The 15944-nt window shown below is 63.4% G+C and carries 20 protein-coding genes and 1 tRNA gene; 10 read left to right on the top strand and 11 right to left on the bottom strand.

What is annotated here, in order from left to right; genetic code table 11:
* Nucleotides 1-5: 5 nt before the first annotated feature.
* Complete coding sequence (locus tag A4R29_RS18710) at nucleotides 6-1073, bottom strand: sensor histidine kinase (RefSeq protein ID WP_063168565.1); 1068 nt, start codon at nucleotides 1071-1073, stop codon at nucleotides 6-8.
* A 551-nt stretch (nucleotides 1074-1624) separates the two neighbouring features.
* Here A4R29_RS18710 and A4R29_RS18715 point away from each other — a divergent pair.
* From A4R29_RS18715 to A4R29_RS18730, 4 genes are all read left to right on the top strand, one after another.
* Nucleotides 1625-1918, top strand: a complete 294-nt coding sequence (locus A4R29_RS18715; RefSeq protein ID WP_063172570.1) for a hypothetical protein — start codon at nucleotides 1625-1627, stop codon at nucleotides 1916-1918.
* Between the two features lie 84 nt (nucleotides 1919-2002).
* Nucleotides 2003-2076 (top strand) — tRNA-Gln (locus tag A4R29_RS18720).
* A 317-nt stretch (nucleotides 2077-2393) separates the two neighbouring features.
* Entirely contained in the window at nucleotides 2394-2579 is a 186-nt protein-coding gene (locus A4R29_RS18725; protein WP_013530769.1) for a hypothetical protein, read from the top strand.
* A 194-nt stretch (nucleotides 2580-2773) separates the two neighbouring features.
* On the top strand, nucleotides 2774-2980 hold the full coding sequence (locus A4R29_RS18730; protein WP_013530768.1) for a hypothetical protein: 207 nt from the start codon (nucleotides 2774-2776) through the stop codon (nucleotides 2978-2980).
* Between the two features lie 91 nt (nucleotides 2981-3071).
* Here A4R29_RS18730 and A4R29_RS18735 read toward each other — a convergent pair whose 3' ends face one another.
* Entirely contained in the window at nucleotides 3072-3314 is a 243-nt protein-coding gene (locus A4R29_RS18735; protein ID WP_013530767.1) for a hypothetical protein, read from the bottom strand.
* 278 nt (nucleotides 3315-3592) lie between these two features.
* Between A4R29_RS18735 and A4R29_RS18740 the strand changes: the two genes are divergently transcribed.
* Nucleotides 3593-3910 carry a hypothetical protein gene (locus A4R29_RS18740; protein WP_013530766.1) on the top strand — a complete coding sequence of 106 codons (318 nt, stop codon included), beginning with the start codon at nucleotides 3593-3595 and terminating at the stop codon, nucleotides 3908-3910.
* 80 nt (nucleotides 3911-3990) lie between these two features.
* Here A4R29_RS18740 and A4R29_RS18745 read toward each other — a convergent pair whose 3' ends face one another.
* A complete protein-coding gene (locus tag A4R29_RS18745; protein WP_027160742.1) occupies nucleotides 3991-4860 on the bottom strand; it encodes an NmrA/HSCARG family protein in 870 nt (289 codons plus the stop codon).
* Nucleotides 4861-4963: 103 nt separating this feature from the next.
* Here A4R29_RS18745 and A4R29_RS18750 point away from each other — a divergent pair, with 103 nt between their 5' ends.
* From A4R29_RS18750 to A4R29_RS18765, 4 genes are all read left to right on the top strand, one after another.
* Nucleotides 4964-5848 carry a LysR family transcriptional regulator gene (locus A4R29_RS18750; RefSeq protein ID WP_063172571.1) on the top strand — a complete coding sequence of 295 codons (885 nt, stop codon included), beginning with the start codon at nucleotides 4964-4966 and terminating at the stop codon, nucleotides 5846-5848.
* On the top strand, nucleotides 5848-6138 hold the full coding sequence (locus A4R29_RS18755; RefSeq protein WP_013530763.1) for a hypothetical protein: 291 nt from the start codon (nucleotides 5848-5850) through the stop codon (nucleotides 6136-6138). The genes A4R29_RS18750 and A4R29_RS18755 overlap by 1 nt, the downstream gene beginning before the upstream one ends.
* Nucleotides 6139-6269: 131 nt before the next feature.
* Entirely contained in the window at nucleotides 6270-6515 is a 246-nt protein-coding gene (locus tag A4R29_RS18760) for a DUF982 domain-containing protein (RefSeq protein WP_013530762.1), read from the top strand.
* Nucleotides 6516-6613: 98 nt separating this feature from the next.
* The gene (locus A4R29_RS18765) at nucleotides 6614-7615 is read left to right on the top strand and encodes an aldo/keto reductase (protein ID WP_063172572.1); all 1002 of its coding nucleotides are present in this window, start codon (nucleotides 6614-6616) and stop codon (nucleotides 7613-7615) included.
* 57 nt (nucleotides 7616-7672) lie between these two features.
* On the opposite strand, the gene A4R29_RS18770 is transcribed toward A4R29_RS18765, so the two are convergent.
* The 6 genes from A4R29_RS18770 to A4R29_RS18795 all read right to left on the bottom strand — a co-directional run bounded on the left by A4R29_RS18770 (nucleotide 7673) and on the right by A4R29_RS18795 (nucleotide 13474).
* On the bottom strand, nucleotides 7673-8161 hold the full coding sequence (locus tag A4R29_RS18770; RefSeq protein ID WP_063172573.1) for a GNAT family N-acetyltransferase: 489 nt from the start codon (nucleotides 8159-8161) through the stop codon (nucleotides 7673-7675).
* 80 nt (nucleotides 8162-8241) lie between these two features.
* Nucleotides 8242-10227, bottom strand: coding sequence for an AI-2E family transporter (locus tag A4R29_RS18775; RefSeq protein WP_063172574.1), 1986 nt, complete (start codon nucleotides 10225-10227; stop codon nucleotides 8242-8244).
* A gap of 152 nt (nucleotides 10228-10379) precedes the next feature.
* Entirely contained in the window at nucleotides 10380-11468 is a 1089-nt protein-coding gene (locus tag A4R29_RS18780; protein ID WP_063168569.1) for a D-alanine--D-alanine ligase family protein, read from the bottom strand.
* A 24-nt stretch (nucleotides 11469-11492) separates the two neighbouring features.
* Complete coding sequence (locus A4R29_RS18785) at nucleotides 11493-12110, bottom strand: C39 family peptidase (RefSeq protein WP_024501618.1); 618 nt, start codon at nucleotides 12108-12110, stop codon at nucleotides 11493-11495.
* Between the two features lie 232 nt (nucleotides 12111-12342).
* Nucleotides 12343-12858: a hypothetical protein gene (locus A4R29_RS18790; RefSeq protein ID WP_013530757.1), complete on the bottom strand. Its 516-nt coding sequence runs from the start codon at nucleotides 12856-12858 to the stop codon at nucleotides 12343-12345.
* Between the two features lie 187 nt (nucleotides 12859-13045).
* Complete coding sequence (locus tag A4R29_RS18795; RefSeq protein ID WP_013530756.1) at nucleotides 13046-13474, bottom strand: VOC family protein; 429 nt, start codon at nucleotides 13472-13474, stop codon at nucleotides 13046-13048.
* A gap of 319 nt (nucleotides 13475-13793) precedes the next feature.
* On the opposite strand from A4R29_RS18795, the gene A4R29_RS18800 reads away from it, so the two are divergent.
* On the top strand, nucleotides 13794-14096 hold the full coding sequence (locus A4R29_RS18800) for a hypothetical protein (RefSeq protein WP_224621166.1): 303 nt from the start codon (nucleotides 13794-13796) through the stop codon (nucleotides 14094-14096).
* Here the strand turns inward: A4R29_RS18800 and A4R29_RS18805 are convergent.
* Entirely contained in the window at nucleotides 14073-15272 is a 1200-nt protein-coding gene (locus A4R29_RS18805; protein ID WP_063172575.1) for an aminotransferase-like domain-containing protein, read from the bottom strand. The genes A4R29_RS18800 and A4R29_RS18805 overlap by 24 nt on opposite strands.
* A 176-nt stretch (nucleotides 15273-15448) precedes the next feature.
* Nucleotides 15449-15901, bottom strand: coding sequence for a GNAT family N-acetyltransferase (locus tag A4R29_RS18810; protein WP_063173729.1), 453 nt, complete (start codon nucleotides 15899-15901; stop codon nucleotides 15449-15451).
* Nucleotides 15902-15944 lie beyond the last annotated feature (43 nt).

A 15944-nucleotide genomic window follows, 5' to 3' on the forward strand; every position in this document is an offset into this window, starting at 1 on the left:
TGGGCTCAGGACGTTTCGGTTTCAGGCAGGTCGGCGCCCAACTGCGGAACGATGATCGAATCCAGCGGCGCCGTCAGCGACCAGCTGAGATGGCCCGGGCTGCGATCCAGCACCGCCAAGCCGTTCAGCGATTGCGGCGCGACCCGTTGCAGGACGACGGTGCCGAAACCCTTGCGCGTGCTTTCGTCTTGCCGCCCCCCGGGCCGCTCTCCCTCACGCACCGGCATCGTCTCGTCCCAGAGCAGATGGATTTCCAGCTTGTCCGAAGCGCCTTCGACGATCCGCCAGGTGATCTCCAGCCGCCCGGCCTCGCTCGCCAGCGCGCCATATTTGGAAGAGTTGGTGCCGAGTTCATGAAACGCCATGCCGAGATTTTGCACGGCATTCGGCTGCAGGGTCAAAAGCGGTCCGGAAAGCGATACCCGCGCCTCGTGACCGAACGGCTTGAGCTGCTCCTGGGCAAGGTCGAAGAGGCTGGCGCCGGCCCATTCCGAGTTCACCAGCAGATCGTGCGACCGCGACAGCGCCATGATGCGGGAACGGATCATCTCCTCGAACTCGCGCGGATCGGTCGAGCGTTTGCTGGTCTCCCGGATCATCGAGAGGATCACCGCGAACTGGTTCTTGACGCGATGGTTCACCTCGCGGAGCAAAAGCCTGATCCGGCGCTCGCTCTCCTTGCTGGCGGTGATGTCGCGGGCGATCTTCGATGCGCCGATGATCTCGCCGGACGCGTTCCTGATCGGCGAAATGGTCAGCGACACGGCGATGAGGCCGCCATCCTTGCGCCGGCGGATCGTCTCATAGCTGGCCAGGAGCTCGCCCCTGCGAACCCGGCTGATGATGTCGGTCTCTTCATCCTTGAGATGATCGGGGATGAGCATGAGTACGGAGCGGCCGACGGCCTCTTCGGCGGTGTAGCCGAACATGCGTTGCGCCGCCGCGTTCCAACTGGTGATGATGCTGTTCAGGTCCTTGCTGACGATGGCGTCAAAGGACGAATCGACAATCGCCGCCAGCCGTGCGTGGGCAGTGATTTCGAGCAGGCTATCGACGCTTGCCAATTCTGTCATTGCCCCGTCGTGGCCTCACCTTGCCGCCTCCCGCCAGCGTCCGGGCATGCGTGAAGATTCCCCTCCTGCCAGAAATGCCTGACCGGGCATTTTGGTTGCAGTCGGTGCGCAGCATTCCGCATTTGCGGTCGCGGACACGCATGTCACGATAATGCCCGGCCCTCCATCTCGGCAATGCCTCTGCGGCCGTAAATGCCGATCCAGTCGAGCTGCTGTAAGCCCGATGACCGCTTCGCCCTGTCCGTCTCATCGGCCTGCTTCTTCGGAGCCGGCGTCGTTGGGCGGCGCAACGGGCACTGCATCGGCGTCGGGATTCCTTTGCGGACAGTCCTCGTAGCTGTGGTCGCGCCCGCCGCAGAAGGAACAGCACATGGCCTCGCGATCCCCGCTTCCGGGCCGCCATTGCGGAGTTTTGTAGGGCTTCCTGCCATCCATCCCCAGCAATGCACGACGGACCATTTGGTTGCGCTGCCACAGACGGCGAGCCGGCGGTTGCGGAACCACCCGGCGGGATGCGAGTTTCGGCCGATATGTCCATTCGAGGAACAGCCATGCCAATGCGCCGAATTGCCTTCATGACGGCAGCGATCCTGCTGGCCGCGACCGGCCTCGCCGAAGCCAGGCCCGACACCCGCACGATGAGTTGCGACCAACTCCGGCAACTGCTCCAAAGCCGCCATGCCGTGGTGCTAACCACAGGCCCCAACACCTATGACCGCTATGTCAGGCAGTTCGGCAACGAATGCGACTGGCCGGAGGTGCCGATGTCGGCCTATGTCCCGACCCGTGACGGCAGCTGCCCGGTCTACCGCTGCGAGGAACCCGTCACCAACTTTCCGGACTGACACCGCGCTTCCAATCGGCTTTGCCGCCGCAGTGCGTTGATCCCGGCGCGCGAACCGGCTAGGGGTGGGGCGCAACGTGCATTTTCCCGCTTCGTCTAATGGTAGGACAGCGCCCTTTGAAGGCGTGAATCGAGGTTCGAGCCCTTGAGCGGGAACCAGCAACCAAGCGCTTGGCTGGTTCGAAGCCGCGCGCAGACTGGCCAGCCGGCTTCAGCACATTAGCGCGCGCTTGTATTTCACTCGAAGCAGGATCATCATCCAGGCCGTCAGTGGCTTGAAGGGGTACAGCGCATGGAACTGAGTTGCTTTGACGGGGGCGTCCTTGCGTCCACGATGTCCCTGAACGTCACGGCGGTTTTCATGATATTGGCCGCATTTGCCGCATTTCGGCTGGTTGCAATGTCAGGCGAAGGTTCTGTCGACCAACTCCAGACGGCGTAGCCGGCAGAGAACCTCCCGTGCAGGAGAACGGCATATGGCCGCGAGAAAGGTGATAGCCGTCAAGGACTGGTCTTGCGGCATGAGCGACGAGCTTGGCCGCGTCGTGCTAACCATCAACCCGACCGAGGGTGAGCCCATCCTGGTTTTGATGACAATTTTCCAGGCGGCAAGGATGGCCGGGGAATTGCGGGCGCCGAAACTCGTCTCCATACCCCGGTGATGCCACGCCCCTGGCAAGGCGGATCGAGCTCGCCGGGGCAGCCCCAACGCCCCCAGCGAGCCCTGTTGCTCCGTTACGATGAACAATGGAGCAATTAGTGTTTTACGGATCTGGACGCCGTTAAGTTGCATCCGGCTCCTGAAACCATTTCGCGGACCCCGCGTTGACCACCGGGCCGACACAGGAGACATCTCATGACCGTCAACTGCCGCATATCGATCGACAACCGGCCGGAGGCCACGGACGCGGTTTTTCAGGCGGTTCCGCGGATCGGCGAAAGCGTTGCGCTGTCGATCGATGGAACCACGCAGGATCTGCGGGTATCGCGTGTCGTGCACGTCACCAATGGCAGCCTGGAAGGTGCCGCGATCGTCGTCGAAGTGACGACCAACATCCTCTGAATCGAGAGTTATGGTCCGCCGGGCCGGCCGGCACCGCATTGCGGCGACCGGCAGCCTGAAAGGACTCGAGCGGCTCACGCGCGGTGACCCGCTACTCCTTGCCGCTTTCGGAAATGCCGTTGCCGCCGGCGGTTGGCAGGATGCCGAAGTCTTGCGACTTCGCCCCTTGCTCCGCCGTCAGGAAGCCGTCCGAGGCAAGCCCGCGCCGCAGCAATTCCCTGACCGCGGCCGAACGGCTCGGCATACGCTTGTCGAAGCGCCAGTTTTCCAGCGCAGCCAGCTCGTCTGACGTCAGCATGATCTGCAACCGTTCCGGGCGTTCCAGTTCAGTCATCGCGCTCCCTCGCTCAGGATCCCGATACCTCGAATGAGTATTCAACTCGCTTACCTAATAGTTAGGAAAGCGCTCCTAGCGCGTCAAGACCTCGGGATGAGTGAACTGCTTCTCATGCGCATGATGAGCGCGATGGTATTCGGCGTAAGGCGCATACTTGCATAACTATGCTAACTAGCTGATTTGTTTAGATATTATTTAATTCGTGACTTGCCAAGACGAAGCCTCTGCCGCATTGTGCAACCTGAACAGAAAACCGTTCCCTTTGGGAGGTTTCGATGCGGTATGATTACTCGGCGCGACTGCGCGATGACGTCCGTTCAGCGGTCCAGATCGCCTTCAGGAAGACCGGCATCGTCAGCATCACGGCGGTGGCGGAACATGTAAGGGTCAGGAACCTGGCCGAAAACATCGCTCTCGAGGACGTCGAATACCTTGTCTTCCAGGCAGCCCAGCTGATTGGCGCCGCAATTGAATTCGACGGGCTCACCAATTTCGACGGCGTGGCTGGCCTGTTCGTGGATGGTCTCGGTGGCGACGATGGCGGGCGGATGATCGCCCAACGCGACGGGCCTGGTCCGGCCACCCTGCAGTAAGACGGTACCGGCTGAACAGGGGGCCTTCTCAAAAGGCCGCCCTGCTGTTTCTGAACCGGGTGATGACCGGAGCCGTTCCGTCAGGCAGAGCCGGCGATTTGTGAGGCGAAGTCGCGATAGGGACGCAGAGGGCGGCCCAGAAGCGCGGTCAGGCGCTCCACGTCGCCGGCGTCGGGCAGCATGCCGTCGGTCAGGAACCGTTCGCCCATCAAGCGCATGTCGTACGCCATCCAGGCAGGCAGGAACTGCTTGAGATTCTGCTCGAAACCTTCGGTGTTGTCGCCGCCGTAGCTGATCGGCCGGGCGAGCACGTCGGACCAGATGGCCGCGATATCCGTCCCGGTCAGTGTCTGCGGACCGACGAGGTTGATCCGCTCGAGCGCAAGCGGCTCCGCGGACCGTTCGCGGCGCAGCAGCTCGAGAGCGGCGATCTCGGCGATATCACGCACGTCGACCATGGCGAGACCCTTGGCGCCGATCGGCATTGTGTAGGTGCCATAGCCGGTGATGACGTCTTCGATCATCAGGTCGTTCTGGATGAAATAGGCCGGGCGCAGGATCGTAGCCTGGAAGCCCATCTGCTCGATCATTCGCTCGACGCCGAACTTGCCGGCGAAATGCGGCACGTTCACATACACGTCGGCATGGATCACCGAGAGATAGACGATCCGCTCGATGCCCGCCGATCGGGCGACGTTCAGCGCGACCAAAGCCTGGGTGAATTCGTCCGGCACCACGGCGTTCAAGAGGAACAGGGTGGAAACGCCGGACATGGCCTTGCGCAGTGAATCGACATCGAGAAAGTCGCCTTGCGCGACCGATACGCCAGCCGGGAAGCTGGCTTTCGACGGATCGCGGACGAGAGCACGGACGTCGGCGCCGCGCTTGACGAGGTGCTCGACGACTTGGCGGCCAACATTGCCTGTGGCGCCGGTAACGAGGATGGTCACGTAATTTCTCCTGTTGGGTTGCTTGACAGGCCCAATATGTGTGGCTCACAAACAATCAAACAGACCGAAATTTTAGACGCACCGTCTCACTGGTGGAACACCTATGGATATTCTGGCCCTCACCGATTTCAACCTCGTTGCCCGCCATGGCGGTTTCGGCAAGGCGGCACGGGCCACCGGCCGGCCCAAGGCAACCCTGTCGCGGCGCGTTGGAGACTTGGAGAGCAGCCTTGACCTGCGCCTGTTTGAACGGGGTGCGCGTAACCTGAAGCTGACCGAGGAAGGACGGGCGCTTTTCGAGCGGACGGGGGCGTTGCTTGCCGAACTGGACGAGACGGCCGCGGCGATCGCCTCGGGCGGTCAAAGACCCAAGGGGAGACTGCGGATCAGCGCGCCCCTGCTTTTTTCTCAGACCGCGATGGGGAGGATCGCCGCGGGATTTGCCCTCAAATTTCCGGAGGTGAGGCTGGAGGTCACGACGGAGGACCGGGCTGTGGACATGATCGAGGAAGGCTACGACCTGGTGATCCGGGTCAACCCGGATCCCGACGAAAGCTTGGTCGGACGGGCGTTTCTCCGCGACCGGCTGGTCGTCGTGGCGAGCCCTCACCTTCCTCGCACCGGTGGACCGGCCCCTGCCGTTGCGCGCGGGAAAGGCGAACGGCAAACATGGCACGTGAAGACCGAGGGTGGCCAGTCAACGATCAAAATCGAGCCGGTCCTCGCTTTGGGAACGCTCATTATGGTGCGCGATGCGGTGCGGGCGGGGGTCGGTGCGGCACGTCTTCCCATTTCGTTGGTGGCCCACGATTTGGCTGACGGCACGTTGGTGAATTGGGGGGACATCGACGCCCCTGAGATCGCTCTTTGGACGCTCTACCCCTCCCGGCGGCTGCTCAGCCCGCGCGTGTCGGCGTTCCTGGATTTTCTGAAACAGGCCTTCCCGAACGGGACGCCGGACGAACTGGCCGCCTATATCGGCAGGTGATGCCCGACCGCTTTCGCCGGCAAGAACTTTTATTTTTGGCGGAAGGAGTTTGCGGTGGAACAAGTTGGGGCGACGGCAATTACCTTGTCGCCCTACAAGAGGAGGACGTCGTGAAAGACTTGCGCAGTCTCCTTGCCGAACTATCAGCCAACTGGCTCAAGCGCCGCAAGGCGCAGGCGCCCACGACCGTGAACACGGTCAAACCCCGCCCTGCCCACCAGGCGACGCGGCAACGCGCCGCCCACAAACCCAAAACACCGCCCACCCGCGACGTCGCCTCGAACATGTGAGCCCCGCGGACAATGTGGGGCCCAATGCCGCTGGGGGGTATCGGCAATCTATCACGCCAGATTGATTGGTAGCGACGAAACCTTGAGCGGACGTAAGCGTTTATTGCTTCAGCCCAATTGAGGTGGTTCCAATGCAAACGGCATGGTTCTCCAAACCTGTGGCGGTTTCGGTCGGCGTCACCGGTTCCATCCATCATCTGTCCAACACACAGCAGGCCATTGATTTGCTCACCACACATTGGCGTGACGCAGGCAGCCCGAAGCATCGGTCCGCACTGCGCGCCTGCCAGCGGGCGACGAGCGGCGATGTTGCCCCCGACGTCGCCAGGGCGGCGCTCGTCGAAGCAGCGCGCGAAGCCCACATCCTGATCGAATAGCCACATCCTTATCGAATAGCCACATCGTGATCGAATAGGCGTATCGATTGAACCTGCTGACGCTATAATCGCTGCGCCCCCTCCGGAGAACGCCTGCCATGACCCTGAAAACACGCAAGCTCGGCAGCCAGGGGCTGCAGGTCTCGGCCATCGGCCTCGGCTGCATGGGCATGAGCCAGTCCTATGGCCCGGCCGACGAGGCCGAATCCATCGCCACGCTGCACCGTGCCATCGACCTCGGCTGCACCTTCCTCGACACCGCCGAAGTCTATGGCCCTTACGACAACGAAGCCCTGCTCGGCCGGGCATTGAAGGGCAAGCGCGACCTGGTGACGATCGCCACGAAATTTGGCTTCCGCATCGAAAACGGCAAGCAGACCGGAACCGACAGCCGGCCCGAGCACATTCGAGAGGCGGTGGAAGCCTCGCTCGGCCGCCTCGGAACCGACCGTATCGACCTGCTCTACCAGCACCGCGTCGACCCGGCGGTGCCGATGGAGGATGTCGCGGGCGCCGTCGGCGAACTCGTCGCGCAAGGCAAGGTGCGCTTCTTCGGCCTGTCGGAAGCGGGTGCAGCCAACATCCGCCGGGCGCATGCCGTGCATCCGGTGTCGGCGTTGCAGAGCGAGTATTCGTTGTGGGAGCGCAATCTGGAGCCGGAGATCATCCCGCTGCTTGGCGAACTCGGCATCGGCCTGGTGCCGTTCTCGCCGCTCGGCCGAGGGTTTCTCACCGGCCAGGTCAAGCGTGCGGAAGACTATCCCGACGGCGATTATCGCCGCAACGACCCGCGCTACCAGGGCGAAAACTACGACGCCAATGTCGAGGCGGCCGCCAAGGTGAGCGACATCGCCGCTGCCCGCGGCGTCAAGCCCGGCCAGGTCGCGCTGGCCTGGCTGCTGGCGAAGGGCGACGGCTTTGGCATCGACATCGTGCCGATCCCCGGCACCAAGCGCAGAAAATACCTGGAAGAGAACGTCGCCGGCGCGGCGATCAAACTCGATGCCGCCGAGATGGCCGCGCTCGACGAAGCGCTCGCGCCGGGAAAAATCTCCGGCCCGCGCTACACCGAGCGGGGCATGGCGATGGTCGACCGGTAGGGGGCGCCTGCTCCAGCGTCCGCGACAATCTCGCCAAGCTCGTTCCGAATAGTGATGCTAACGAAAGCCCAGATGCTTCCGATAGCAGTGGGTTTCCACGGTGAACCTGCCGGCGACATCATCCGGCAGCCAAAGTGCGTCTTCGAAGCTGCGGCTCAAGCGCCATCCTTCGCGGGCATAAAATCTCTGCGCGCGGACATTTCCCGCCGTGCAGAAAAGCTCGGCCTCCGCCACGCCCTGTTCGCACAAGAGATGCTCGGCATAAGACAGCAGATCGCGGGCGGTTCCGCTTCCCCGTGCCTGCGGGCTTACATAGAGTTTGACCAGCTCCGCCCCGTTTATCGAGACGAAGCCAAGCAATCCATCGGCTGCCGCCACATGGAAGGCATCGGTGGATTGCTCCAGCCACAGCGCAAAATGCGCCGGCGTTCGGTACGCCAGGATTTCGGCTGGAACCAGATGCGCATGGGCATCATGCCAGCCCTGATGCCACAGTTGCACGATCGCCGACCGGTCGGCTTCCTGGGCTGGGCGAATTTCGAGCATTTCTCACCGCCGACGGGTAGCTAATTTCGTAAGGCCGCGCGGAGGGCCGCCTGGTTCAACCGGCCTTCAGCCGATTTCGGTCAACCCGCCGCTGCCGCGGTAACCTTCTCGGACGCGGCCCGCTGTCGCCGCATGCGCCGTTTGGCGACAAGCTTGAGCGCGACCGGCGGCTCGTTTGACAGCGCGCCCAGCACGGCGTCGACCATGCCATGCGCCACGAAATCCGCGTTCATGTCACGCGCCAGTTTGCCCGCCGTCTCCTTGTCCTCGCTGTCGGCCTCCGACCAGAACACGATTCCCACCCGAAGTGCGGCCTTCGCACGCTTCAGCCGGCGGACCAGAAAGCGGGCGTGCTTGATGGAATCCCGGTTCAGGAATCCGACCACGACGGTGTCGACGGTTTCGAGCTCAAGGCGGCGAATGCCGGCGGGTTCCATATCGGCAAAGCTGGCTTTCGACACCGTCGCGCCCTGGACCTCCAGCACCTGCGCCAGCATCGCGGCAGCGGCGTCGTCGAGCTCGCCACGCCCCCCGGCGCAAAGCACGGACATATCCGTGCCATCGGGCAGTTCGGTCTCGTCCTCCCCGCCGGGATCGTCATCGTCGCTCGCCTCTGCGGCCACGGGCGGCCCCTCCTCCTCGCCTGCCTCCTCCTGCGCGCTGTCGTCGAGATTGGCGACCAGCATCAGGGCACTGGCCGCCACCTGCCGCCTTTGCAAATCGCCCATGACGCCGCGCACACGGTCCTGTTCGCCCAGCAGAAGCGCCGGAATGGCAACCTTGTCATAGAATTCGACCAGATATTTCTCCTCCAGCATCTCCTCGGCATGATCGGTGGCTTCTTCCGGATCGCCGGCCAGCAGCCGCTGGTACAGGCGCGCATGGGGTTCGAGCACGGGCTCGTTGCCGAACAGCACGTCCAGGAATTCAAACTGCGGCACGTGCCTGCCCAGCACCACCAGGCAGACAGTGAGCGGCGTCGACAGGATCAGCCCGAGCGGCCCCCAGAGCCACGTCCAGAAAATCGCCGCGACGATGATCGCCAGCGGCGACAGTCCCGTTCGCGAACCGTAGAGCCAGGGTTCGATGACATTGCCGGTGATCAGTTCCATCACCACGAACAGGGCGGCTGTCCACAGCACGAGCGACCAGCCCGGTGCCACGGCCAGCGCCAGGAACAGCGGCAAAAGCATGCCTATGATCGGGCCGATATAGGGAACGAAACGCAGCGCCAGTGCCAGCAGCCCCCACAGCAGCGCATTGGGAATACCGAGGGCCCAGAGCCCGATCGCGATCGGTATGGCGTAGACGATGTTGACGACCAATTGCATCAAGAGATAGCGGCCCACCCGCTTGGCGGCATCCTGAAGCGCCTCGGTGGTGCGGTGGAGGTCGCCGTAGCCGACAAGCCGGATGAAGCGGTCGCGCAGATCCTCCCGCTCGAGCAGCATGAAGATGACGACGACAATGATCAGCCCGGCCGACCCAAGCGGGCTGATCAGCGGCCCGACGACATTCTGCAGGACCTGAAGCGGCCTTTCGTGCGCGACGATCTCGACCGGCACCGGCTCGCGCGGCGGCTTTTCCGGGGCGGCGGCCGGCAGCGAGGGGTCTTGCCTGTCGATCTCCTGGCCGACCCGCTCGACCACCTTGCTCAGTCTGGCAAGAATCCCGCCGCCGACCCCGGTTTCCTTGAGCGAGCGGATCTTGGTCAGGATGTTGGTCTGGTAGACCGGGATGTTCTGCGCCAGTTCGCTGACCTGCGTGGCGACGATGAAGGAGAACAGGCCAAGCGCCGCGAAGGCGCCGAGCACGCTGGCGATGACGGCGGCAATCCGGGGAATGCCGAGCTTTTTTAGCGCTGCGACAAGCGGCGCCAGTGCGAAGGTCAGCAGCAGCGCGATGGCGATCGGCAGGAAAACCTCGCGCCCGAAATACAGTGCCGCCACTGTCGTGACGATGGCCGCCACATTGGGCAAAGAGGTTCGCGGATGGGGCGCGGCCGCTGAAAGGGCGTCCCCCAGCCCATCAGCCGGAGACGCCGTGCCGTTTCGACGATTGGCCACGTGATGCCTCCCTGCCAAATGCCATGATCGGGCATATAGAGCGGACGTGCAACTTTAGCCAACGATGAAATACGCCTCGCTCACAGGCAATGATCCGGCCCGCACCGGCCGCTCCCGAAGGGCTAAATGGAAGTCAGGCTCGCCCGATCGGATCAGCGCGCCGCATGCCTGGCCAGCGCGTGCTCGATCAGCACGTCGATGGTCTGGCTGTAGCCGATGCCTGAGGCGGCAAGCGCCTTGGCATACATCGAGATGTCGGTGAAGCCGGGAATGGTGTTGACCTCGTTGACAAGCAGGCTGCCGTCGGCGCGCAGGAAGAAATCGACGCGCGCCATGGCTTCGCAGCCAAGCGCCTGGAACGCCTGCCGCGCCATATCCCTGGCCTTTTCGGCCACATCGGCCGGGACATCGGCGGGCACCTTGACCAGCGCGCCGTCGGCATCGAGATATTTGGCCTCATAGGTGTAGAAGCCGTGCTTGCCGGCCGGAATGATCTCGCCGGGCAGCGACACCGTCAGCGACCCGTCGGCGCGCTCCAGCACCGAGAACTCGATCTCGCGGCCCTCGACGAATTCCTCGATCAACACTTTGCCATCGTAGCGGAAAGCCGTGTCGATGGCCTGCTCAAAGCCGTCCCTGTCATTCACCTTGCTGACCCCGAAGGACGAGCCCTGGCGCGCCGGCTTGGCGAAGAAAGGCAGGCCGAGCGTCCCGGCAATCTCCTGGAAGGAATGCTTGCCGTTTCGATGCACGGTGACGGAGCGGGCAACCGCCAGTCCCGCCTCGCGCATCAGCCGCTTGGCGACGTCCTTGTCCATGGCGGCGGCCGAGGCGAGAATGCCGCAGCCGACATAGGCGACATCGGCGACCTCGGCATAGCCCTGCACCGAGCCGTCCTCGCCGAACGGCCCGTGCAGCACCGGGAACACGACGTCGATGGGGGGCAGCTCAGGCTGCGTACCATCCCGCGACACCGCAACCAGCCGGCCCTTGCCGCCGGGCAACAAAGCAACCTCCGGGCCGTCTTCGGAGGCCGGCGCCCCTGCCGCCTCATCGCCGATCGCCGCGGCGCGATCGAGTTGTTGCAGCAGCCACCTGCCGCCTCGCGAAATGGCGATCGGCACGATATCGTAGCGCGTCCGGTCGATCGCCTTCAGCACATTGGCGGCCGAAAGGCGCGACACGTCGTGCTCGGCCGAACGCCCGCCATAGAGGATGGCCACTCTTGTCTTGTCGGTCATCAAAATCCCTCGACTGTCAAAAAATCAAATGGCGACGGCAATGCCGCGATTGGCAAAGAAGCGGTCGAAATCGGCCGGTGACAACACTGCGTCTGCCTGTGTGGCGGGCTCATGGCCGGACGGGTTGTGAAAGCGGAAACCTTCGTCGGATGCCGCGGTGATCAGCACCAGATGGCCGCCCTTCGAGGGCGGCTCACGCTCGGGCCAGCGGATCGAGCTGCTGACCGACGCGATGAAGAAGCGCGTCCGCTGCATGATCGCCGGAATGTCTGATGTGGCGACATTGGTCATCACCTCGGCGCGCAGGCCGAAAGCTTCCTTCACGAAGCTGACGAAGGGCGCGTAGATCAGCCCCTTGATCGATCCCTCATTGACGACATAGCCGCCATATAAGGTGCAGCGCCTGGCAAGTTCGATCGTCGGCACGATCTCGCCGCGGCTGGCCAGGATCATCTTAAGGCAGGCCATGCCGCAGATGTTGGCGGCCCAGATTGCGTATTCATCGAGGGTCTCCGCCCCGGATCGCCTCCACAGCGGATCGCGCCTGAGCGCAACATCCGCGCCGTCGGCGAGCACGTCCAGCGTCATGTCAGGCGTTTCCCACTGGCTGAAAAACGGCACGGTTTCAGGCGGCGGGCTCATGCGGTCTCCTCGGTCGCTGGTTCCATCTCGTATACGAGGATACGAGATGGATGAAAAGCCGTGACATTCAGTGGCGCGACCCAGAAGATGTCATCTTCCGTTTCGGTCAACCATCGCTGACATCCGGGGTTAGCGGAAGCCTCTCCCGCCTTCGTCATCCACAGGCGGAGCAGGAGCGAAGCTCCGTCGCGGAGACCCGAGGATGACGAACGTGGTGAATGCTGCGCGCCGCCTACTCGGCCTTCGCCCAGCCGAAAACCAGCCACGCATATTTCGATTTTTCGTAGGGTTCGACAGTGTAGGTCATCTGCATGTCGCCGTCCTTGGCGTAGATATCCAGCCGGGGCGCCGTATCCAGCTCGAGCCACGCCGAACTCTTGCTGAACGACCAGGTTCCGCACCAGACGCAAGGCCCCGACGTCGGATCCCCGGGCTGGTGAAAATTGTAGCGGCCGTCCGCCGTGATCTCCAGATAGTCGAACGCCCCGTAAAACGCGGTCACCGTCTGCTGGAACTCACTGGCGGCCGCTTCCTGTTCCGGTGTCGGCGCATCCTTCATATCGCGCGGCGGCCGGATGGCTCCGCCGTTGAGTTTCCATTTGCCGACAAAATCCTTCTCGGTCGGAAGATATTCCTCCTGGGCCTGCGCCGATGAAATATAAGCAAAGGATGATATACTTGTGAGGCCAACGGCCCCGATCGCAAATAGAAGCGTGGCGGCACAGATCGCCCTTGCTGGGTTTTGCATAAAAAAAATATCTCCACGGGGGGTAAGGGGAGTTTTATTGAAAATTTGTGGCGGACGTTGCTTCGGGACCGATTCCCACCCGCCATTTGCACGGTTAGCATCGGGGCCACCGATCTGGCAACGCAAGGCAGCCTCTCTCCAGCATCGCCCATGCGTCCGCGATCCCGGCCGGCTGAATATCGGCAGCTTAGAAGGTGATCTTCACCGAAGCGGCGCTGCGACGATGCGGGCCGTGATGGACGGCCTCGATGTTGTTGCCGTCCGGATCGAGCAGGAAGGCGGCGTAATAGCCGGGGTGATAGGGCCGTTCGCCCGGCGCGCCATTGTCCGTGCCGCCGGCCGCCAGCCCGGCCTTGTAGAAGCCGTCGACCATGGCGTGGTCCCTTGCCTGGAAAGCCAGGTGATGGCGGCCGGTGAGTTTTCCCTGTGCGGCCCGGCTGTCGGCAGTGGAGACAAACAGCTCGTCGGCCCAGAAAAAGTCGGCGCCGCTACCTCCGATCGGGACATCGAGCGCCTGCAGGACCGCCTCGTAGAAACGCCGGCTGGCCGCGAGGTTTCTGACCACCAGTTGGATGTGGTCGATGAGCCGGCCGCGATGCAATTCCTGGGTTTCCATGAAAACGCCTCCTCGTGTGGGTTCGAATTTAGGTTGGGATAGGGCGTCGTCAATGCGGATACTTCCCAGCAAACAAAGGGCCCGCCGGGAGGGGATCCGGCGGGCCTTTGGAAAGCATGTCTAGCCTTCAGGGGTCTGAGGGGGGGATCAGACCTGGTAAGAACCTTTGTTGGCCGCGGAGGTTCCACCCGAACAAAAAAATTGCCGATGGCCCGTCCGCGGAATTCAAGCAATGGAGGCGATTTCTTCGCGAGACCACTCACAGTTTGGAACTTTCCGCTCGCAACCGGGTTTGGTGGCGCGGTGGGAGGAATTGCGATTGGATTGTTTTCAGAGGCTCGAAGCGCTGGTCGACAGCGCCGGTGTCGACGATATCGAGGAAGCAACCGCTCTGCTGCGCCGGTTCAAGGGCAGGTCGCGCGAGGTCGCGGCAGCCATCGACGAATTCATGCTCGATTTCATGACCTTGGTCTTCGTCGTCGAAAACGGCGAAGAAGGTTTCGAAAGGCCGGTCCGCAAGCTCGCTCGCACCAGGCTTTCAAAGCTTGAGCGGCTGGTGACTGTAACGGCGGAGGAAAAGCCGGCTTCCAGCGCCGGCCTATCCCTTCAGGATGGCGGCTAGCCTTGGAATGCCTTCGCTCACCGCGCGCCGGTCGGCGAGCGTGAAGGACAGCCGCAGCGTGTTGCGCCCGGTGCCATCGGCATAAAAGGCGTTGCCCGGCACGAAGGCGACCCGCGCTTCCTTCACCGACCGAGCCAGAAGCTCGGTGGCGTCGGCCCCTTCCGGCAGTGTCACCCAGACGAACATGCCGCCTTCCGGGCGGCTCCAGGTCACGCCTTCGGGCATGTGGGCTTCCAGTGCCGAGAGCAGCCCGTCGCGGCGCTCGCGATAGGCGTCGATGAGTTTTTCCACCTGGCCTTCGAACACGGCTTCGGCGACGCGATGCATCACCACCTGGTTGATCGACGGGCTGTGCAGGTCCGAGGCCTGCTTCATCAGCACCAGCTTCTCGACAATGTGGCGCGGCGCGCACACCCAGCCGACCCGCATGCCCGGCGACAGGATCTTCGAGAACGAGCCGCAATAGAGCGTGCGCGCCTTGTCGATGCCGCCGGACCGGGCACAATCGAGCGCCAGGATCGGCGGCTCGCCCTCGCCGTCATAGCGCAGCGCGCGGTAAGCGGCATCCTCGATGACGGCGATGTCGAGTTCGCCGGCAAGGTCGAGCACCGCCTCGCGCTGCTCACGGTTCAGCGTGTTGCCGGTCGGGTTGGCGAAATCCGGCACCAGATAGGCGAATTTGGCCTTGCCGCCATTGGCGGCCGCCGCCGCGCGATAGGCATCGGGCGTCATGTTGCCGCCGGCCGGGGTCAGCCGGTCGTAGCGCGGCTCATAGGCGTTGAAAGCCTGCAGCGCGCCGAGATAGGTCGGCCACGTCACCAGCGCGGTGTCGCCCGGCGACAGGAACAGCTTGCCGAAATAATCCAGCGCCTGCTGCGAGCCGGAGGTGATGAAGATGTTGGCCTCGTCGCAGGCGACGCCGAGCTGGCCCATCTGCCCGGCGAGCCAGCGCCGCAACGGCAGATAGCCTTCCGAGACCTGGTACTGCAGCGCCGCGCCCGCCTCGGCGCCACCCAGCACATCGGCATAGGCGTCGCGGATCGCCTCGGCTGGGAACAGCGCCGGATCGGGAATACCGCCGGCAAACGAGATGATGTCCGGCTGGTCGAGCAGCTTCAGCAGCTCGCGGATTTCGGACGCTTTCATGCGCGACGAGCGCGAAGCCAACAGGTTCATAAGGGTCACGGCACGCCTCCCCGGACGCTGCAATATAGGTCAACTTGACTGACCTATATCCCCTCTTGGCCGCGAATTGAAGTGTGCCTGAACGGTTTCCCGAATGCGCCAGCGCTGGCGCACTGCTCGAACGCCGCGAGCAGTTCCACAAAAGTGTTGCAGCGTTTTCCGACCGCCTAAAGGCTCTTCTTGTAGCCGAGATGGCTGCCGGTGAAGCCGAGGCTTTCGTAAAAACGATGCGCGTCCGCCCGCCCCTTGTCGGTGGTCAGTTGGACGAGGCTGCAGCCGCGCGCCCGGCACGCGTCGATCGCCCATTCGATCATCTGCCTGCCGATGCCGTCCGAGCGCCTGTGGCCGGCGACCCGAACCGCCTCGATCTGGCCGCGCCACGCGCCCTTGCGCGAGAGCCCGGCAAGGAAAGATATCTGCAAGGTGCCGACCACCTCGCCGCCATCCACGGCCACCGCCAGCAGTTGATTGGGATCGGCGTCGATGGCGTTGAAAGCGTCGACATAACCTTGCGCCAGCGGCAAGGAAGCGTCCTCGCGGCCGGCGCCAAGCGGATCGTCGGCCAGCATGGCCACGATATCAGGCAGGTCGGAGGCCTGCGCACGGCGGAAGGTGATCATGGTGTCGAGATATCGCGAGGCGGCGGCAGCGGCAAGATTTGAA

It is taken from the genome of Mesorhizobium ciceri biovar biserrulae, assembly GCF_001618845.1.
In the GTDB taxonomy this organism is placed as follows: domain Bacteria; phylum Pseudomonadota; class Alphaproteobacteria; order Rhizobiales; family Rhizobiaceae; genus Mesorhizobium; species Mesorhizobium ciceri.

Coding starts and splice junctions, on each gene's coding strand:
- A4R29_RS18710 (WP_063168565.1), bottom strand. CDS start 1,073: ATGACAGAATTGGCAAGCGTCGATAGCCTGCTCGAAATCACTGCCCAC.
- A4R29_RS18715 (WP_063172570.1), top strand. CDS start 1,625: ATGCCAATGCGCCGAATTGCCTTCATGACGGCAGCGATCCTGCTGGCC.
- A4R29_RS18725 (WP_013530769.1), top strand. CDS start 2,394: ATGGCCGCGAGAAAGGTGATAGCCGTCAAGGACTGGTCTTGCGGCATG.
- A4R29_RS18730 (WP_013530768.1), top strand. CDS start 2,774: ATGACCGTCAACTGCCGCATATCGATCGACAACCGGCCGGAGGCCACG.
- A4R29_RS18735 (WP_013530767.1), bottom strand. CDS start 3,314: ATGACTGAACTGGAACGCCCGGAACGGTTGCAGATCATGCTGACGTCA.
- A4R29_RS18740 (WP_013530766.1), top strand. CDS start 3,593: ATGCGGTATGATTACTCGGCGCGACTGCGCGATGACGTCCGTTCAGCG.
- A4R29_RS18750 (WP_063172571.1), top strand. CDS start 4,964: ATGGATATTCTGGCCCTCACCGATTTCAACCTCGTTGCCCGCCATGGC.
- A4R29_RS18755 (WP_013530763.1), top strand. CDS start 5,848: ATGCCCGACCGCTTTCGCCGGCAAGAACTTTTATTTTTGGCGGAAGGA.
- A4R29_RS18760 (WP_013530762.1), top strand. CDS start 6,270: ATGCAAACGGCATGGTTCTCCAAACCTGTGGCGGTTTCGGTCGGCGTC.
- A4R29_RS18765 (WP_063172572.1), top strand. CDS start 6,614: ATGACCCTGAAAACACGCAAGCTCGGCAGCCAGGGGCTGCAGGTCTCG.
- A4R29_RS18770 (WP_063172573.1), bottom strand. CDS start 8,161: ATGCTCGAAATTCGCCCAGCCCAGGAAGCCGACCGGTCGGCGATCGTG.
- A4R29_RS18780 (WP_063168569.1), bottom strand. CDS start 11,468: ATGACCGACAAGACAAGAGTGGCCATCCTCTATGGCGGGCGTTCGGCC.
- A4R29_RS18785 (WP_024501618.1), bottom strand. CDS start 12,110: ATGAGCCCGCCGCCTGAAACCGTGCCGTTTTTCAGCCAGTGGGAAACG.
- A4R29_RS18790 (WP_013530757.1), bottom strand. CDS start 12,858: ATGCAAAACCCAGCAAGGGCGATCTGTGCCGCCACGCTTCTATTTGCG.
- A4R29_RS18795 (WP_013530756.1), bottom strand. CDS start 13,474: ATGGAAACCCAGGAATTGCATCGCGGCCGGCTCATCGACCACATCCAA.
- A4R29_RS18805 (WP_063172575.1), bottom strand. CDS start 15,272: ATGAACCTGTTGGCTTCGCGCTCGTCGCGCATGAAAGCGTCCGAAATC.
- A4R29_RS18810 (WP_063173729.1), bottom strand. CDS start 15,901: ATGATCACCTTCCGCCGTGCGCAGGCCTCCGACCTGCCTGATATCGTG.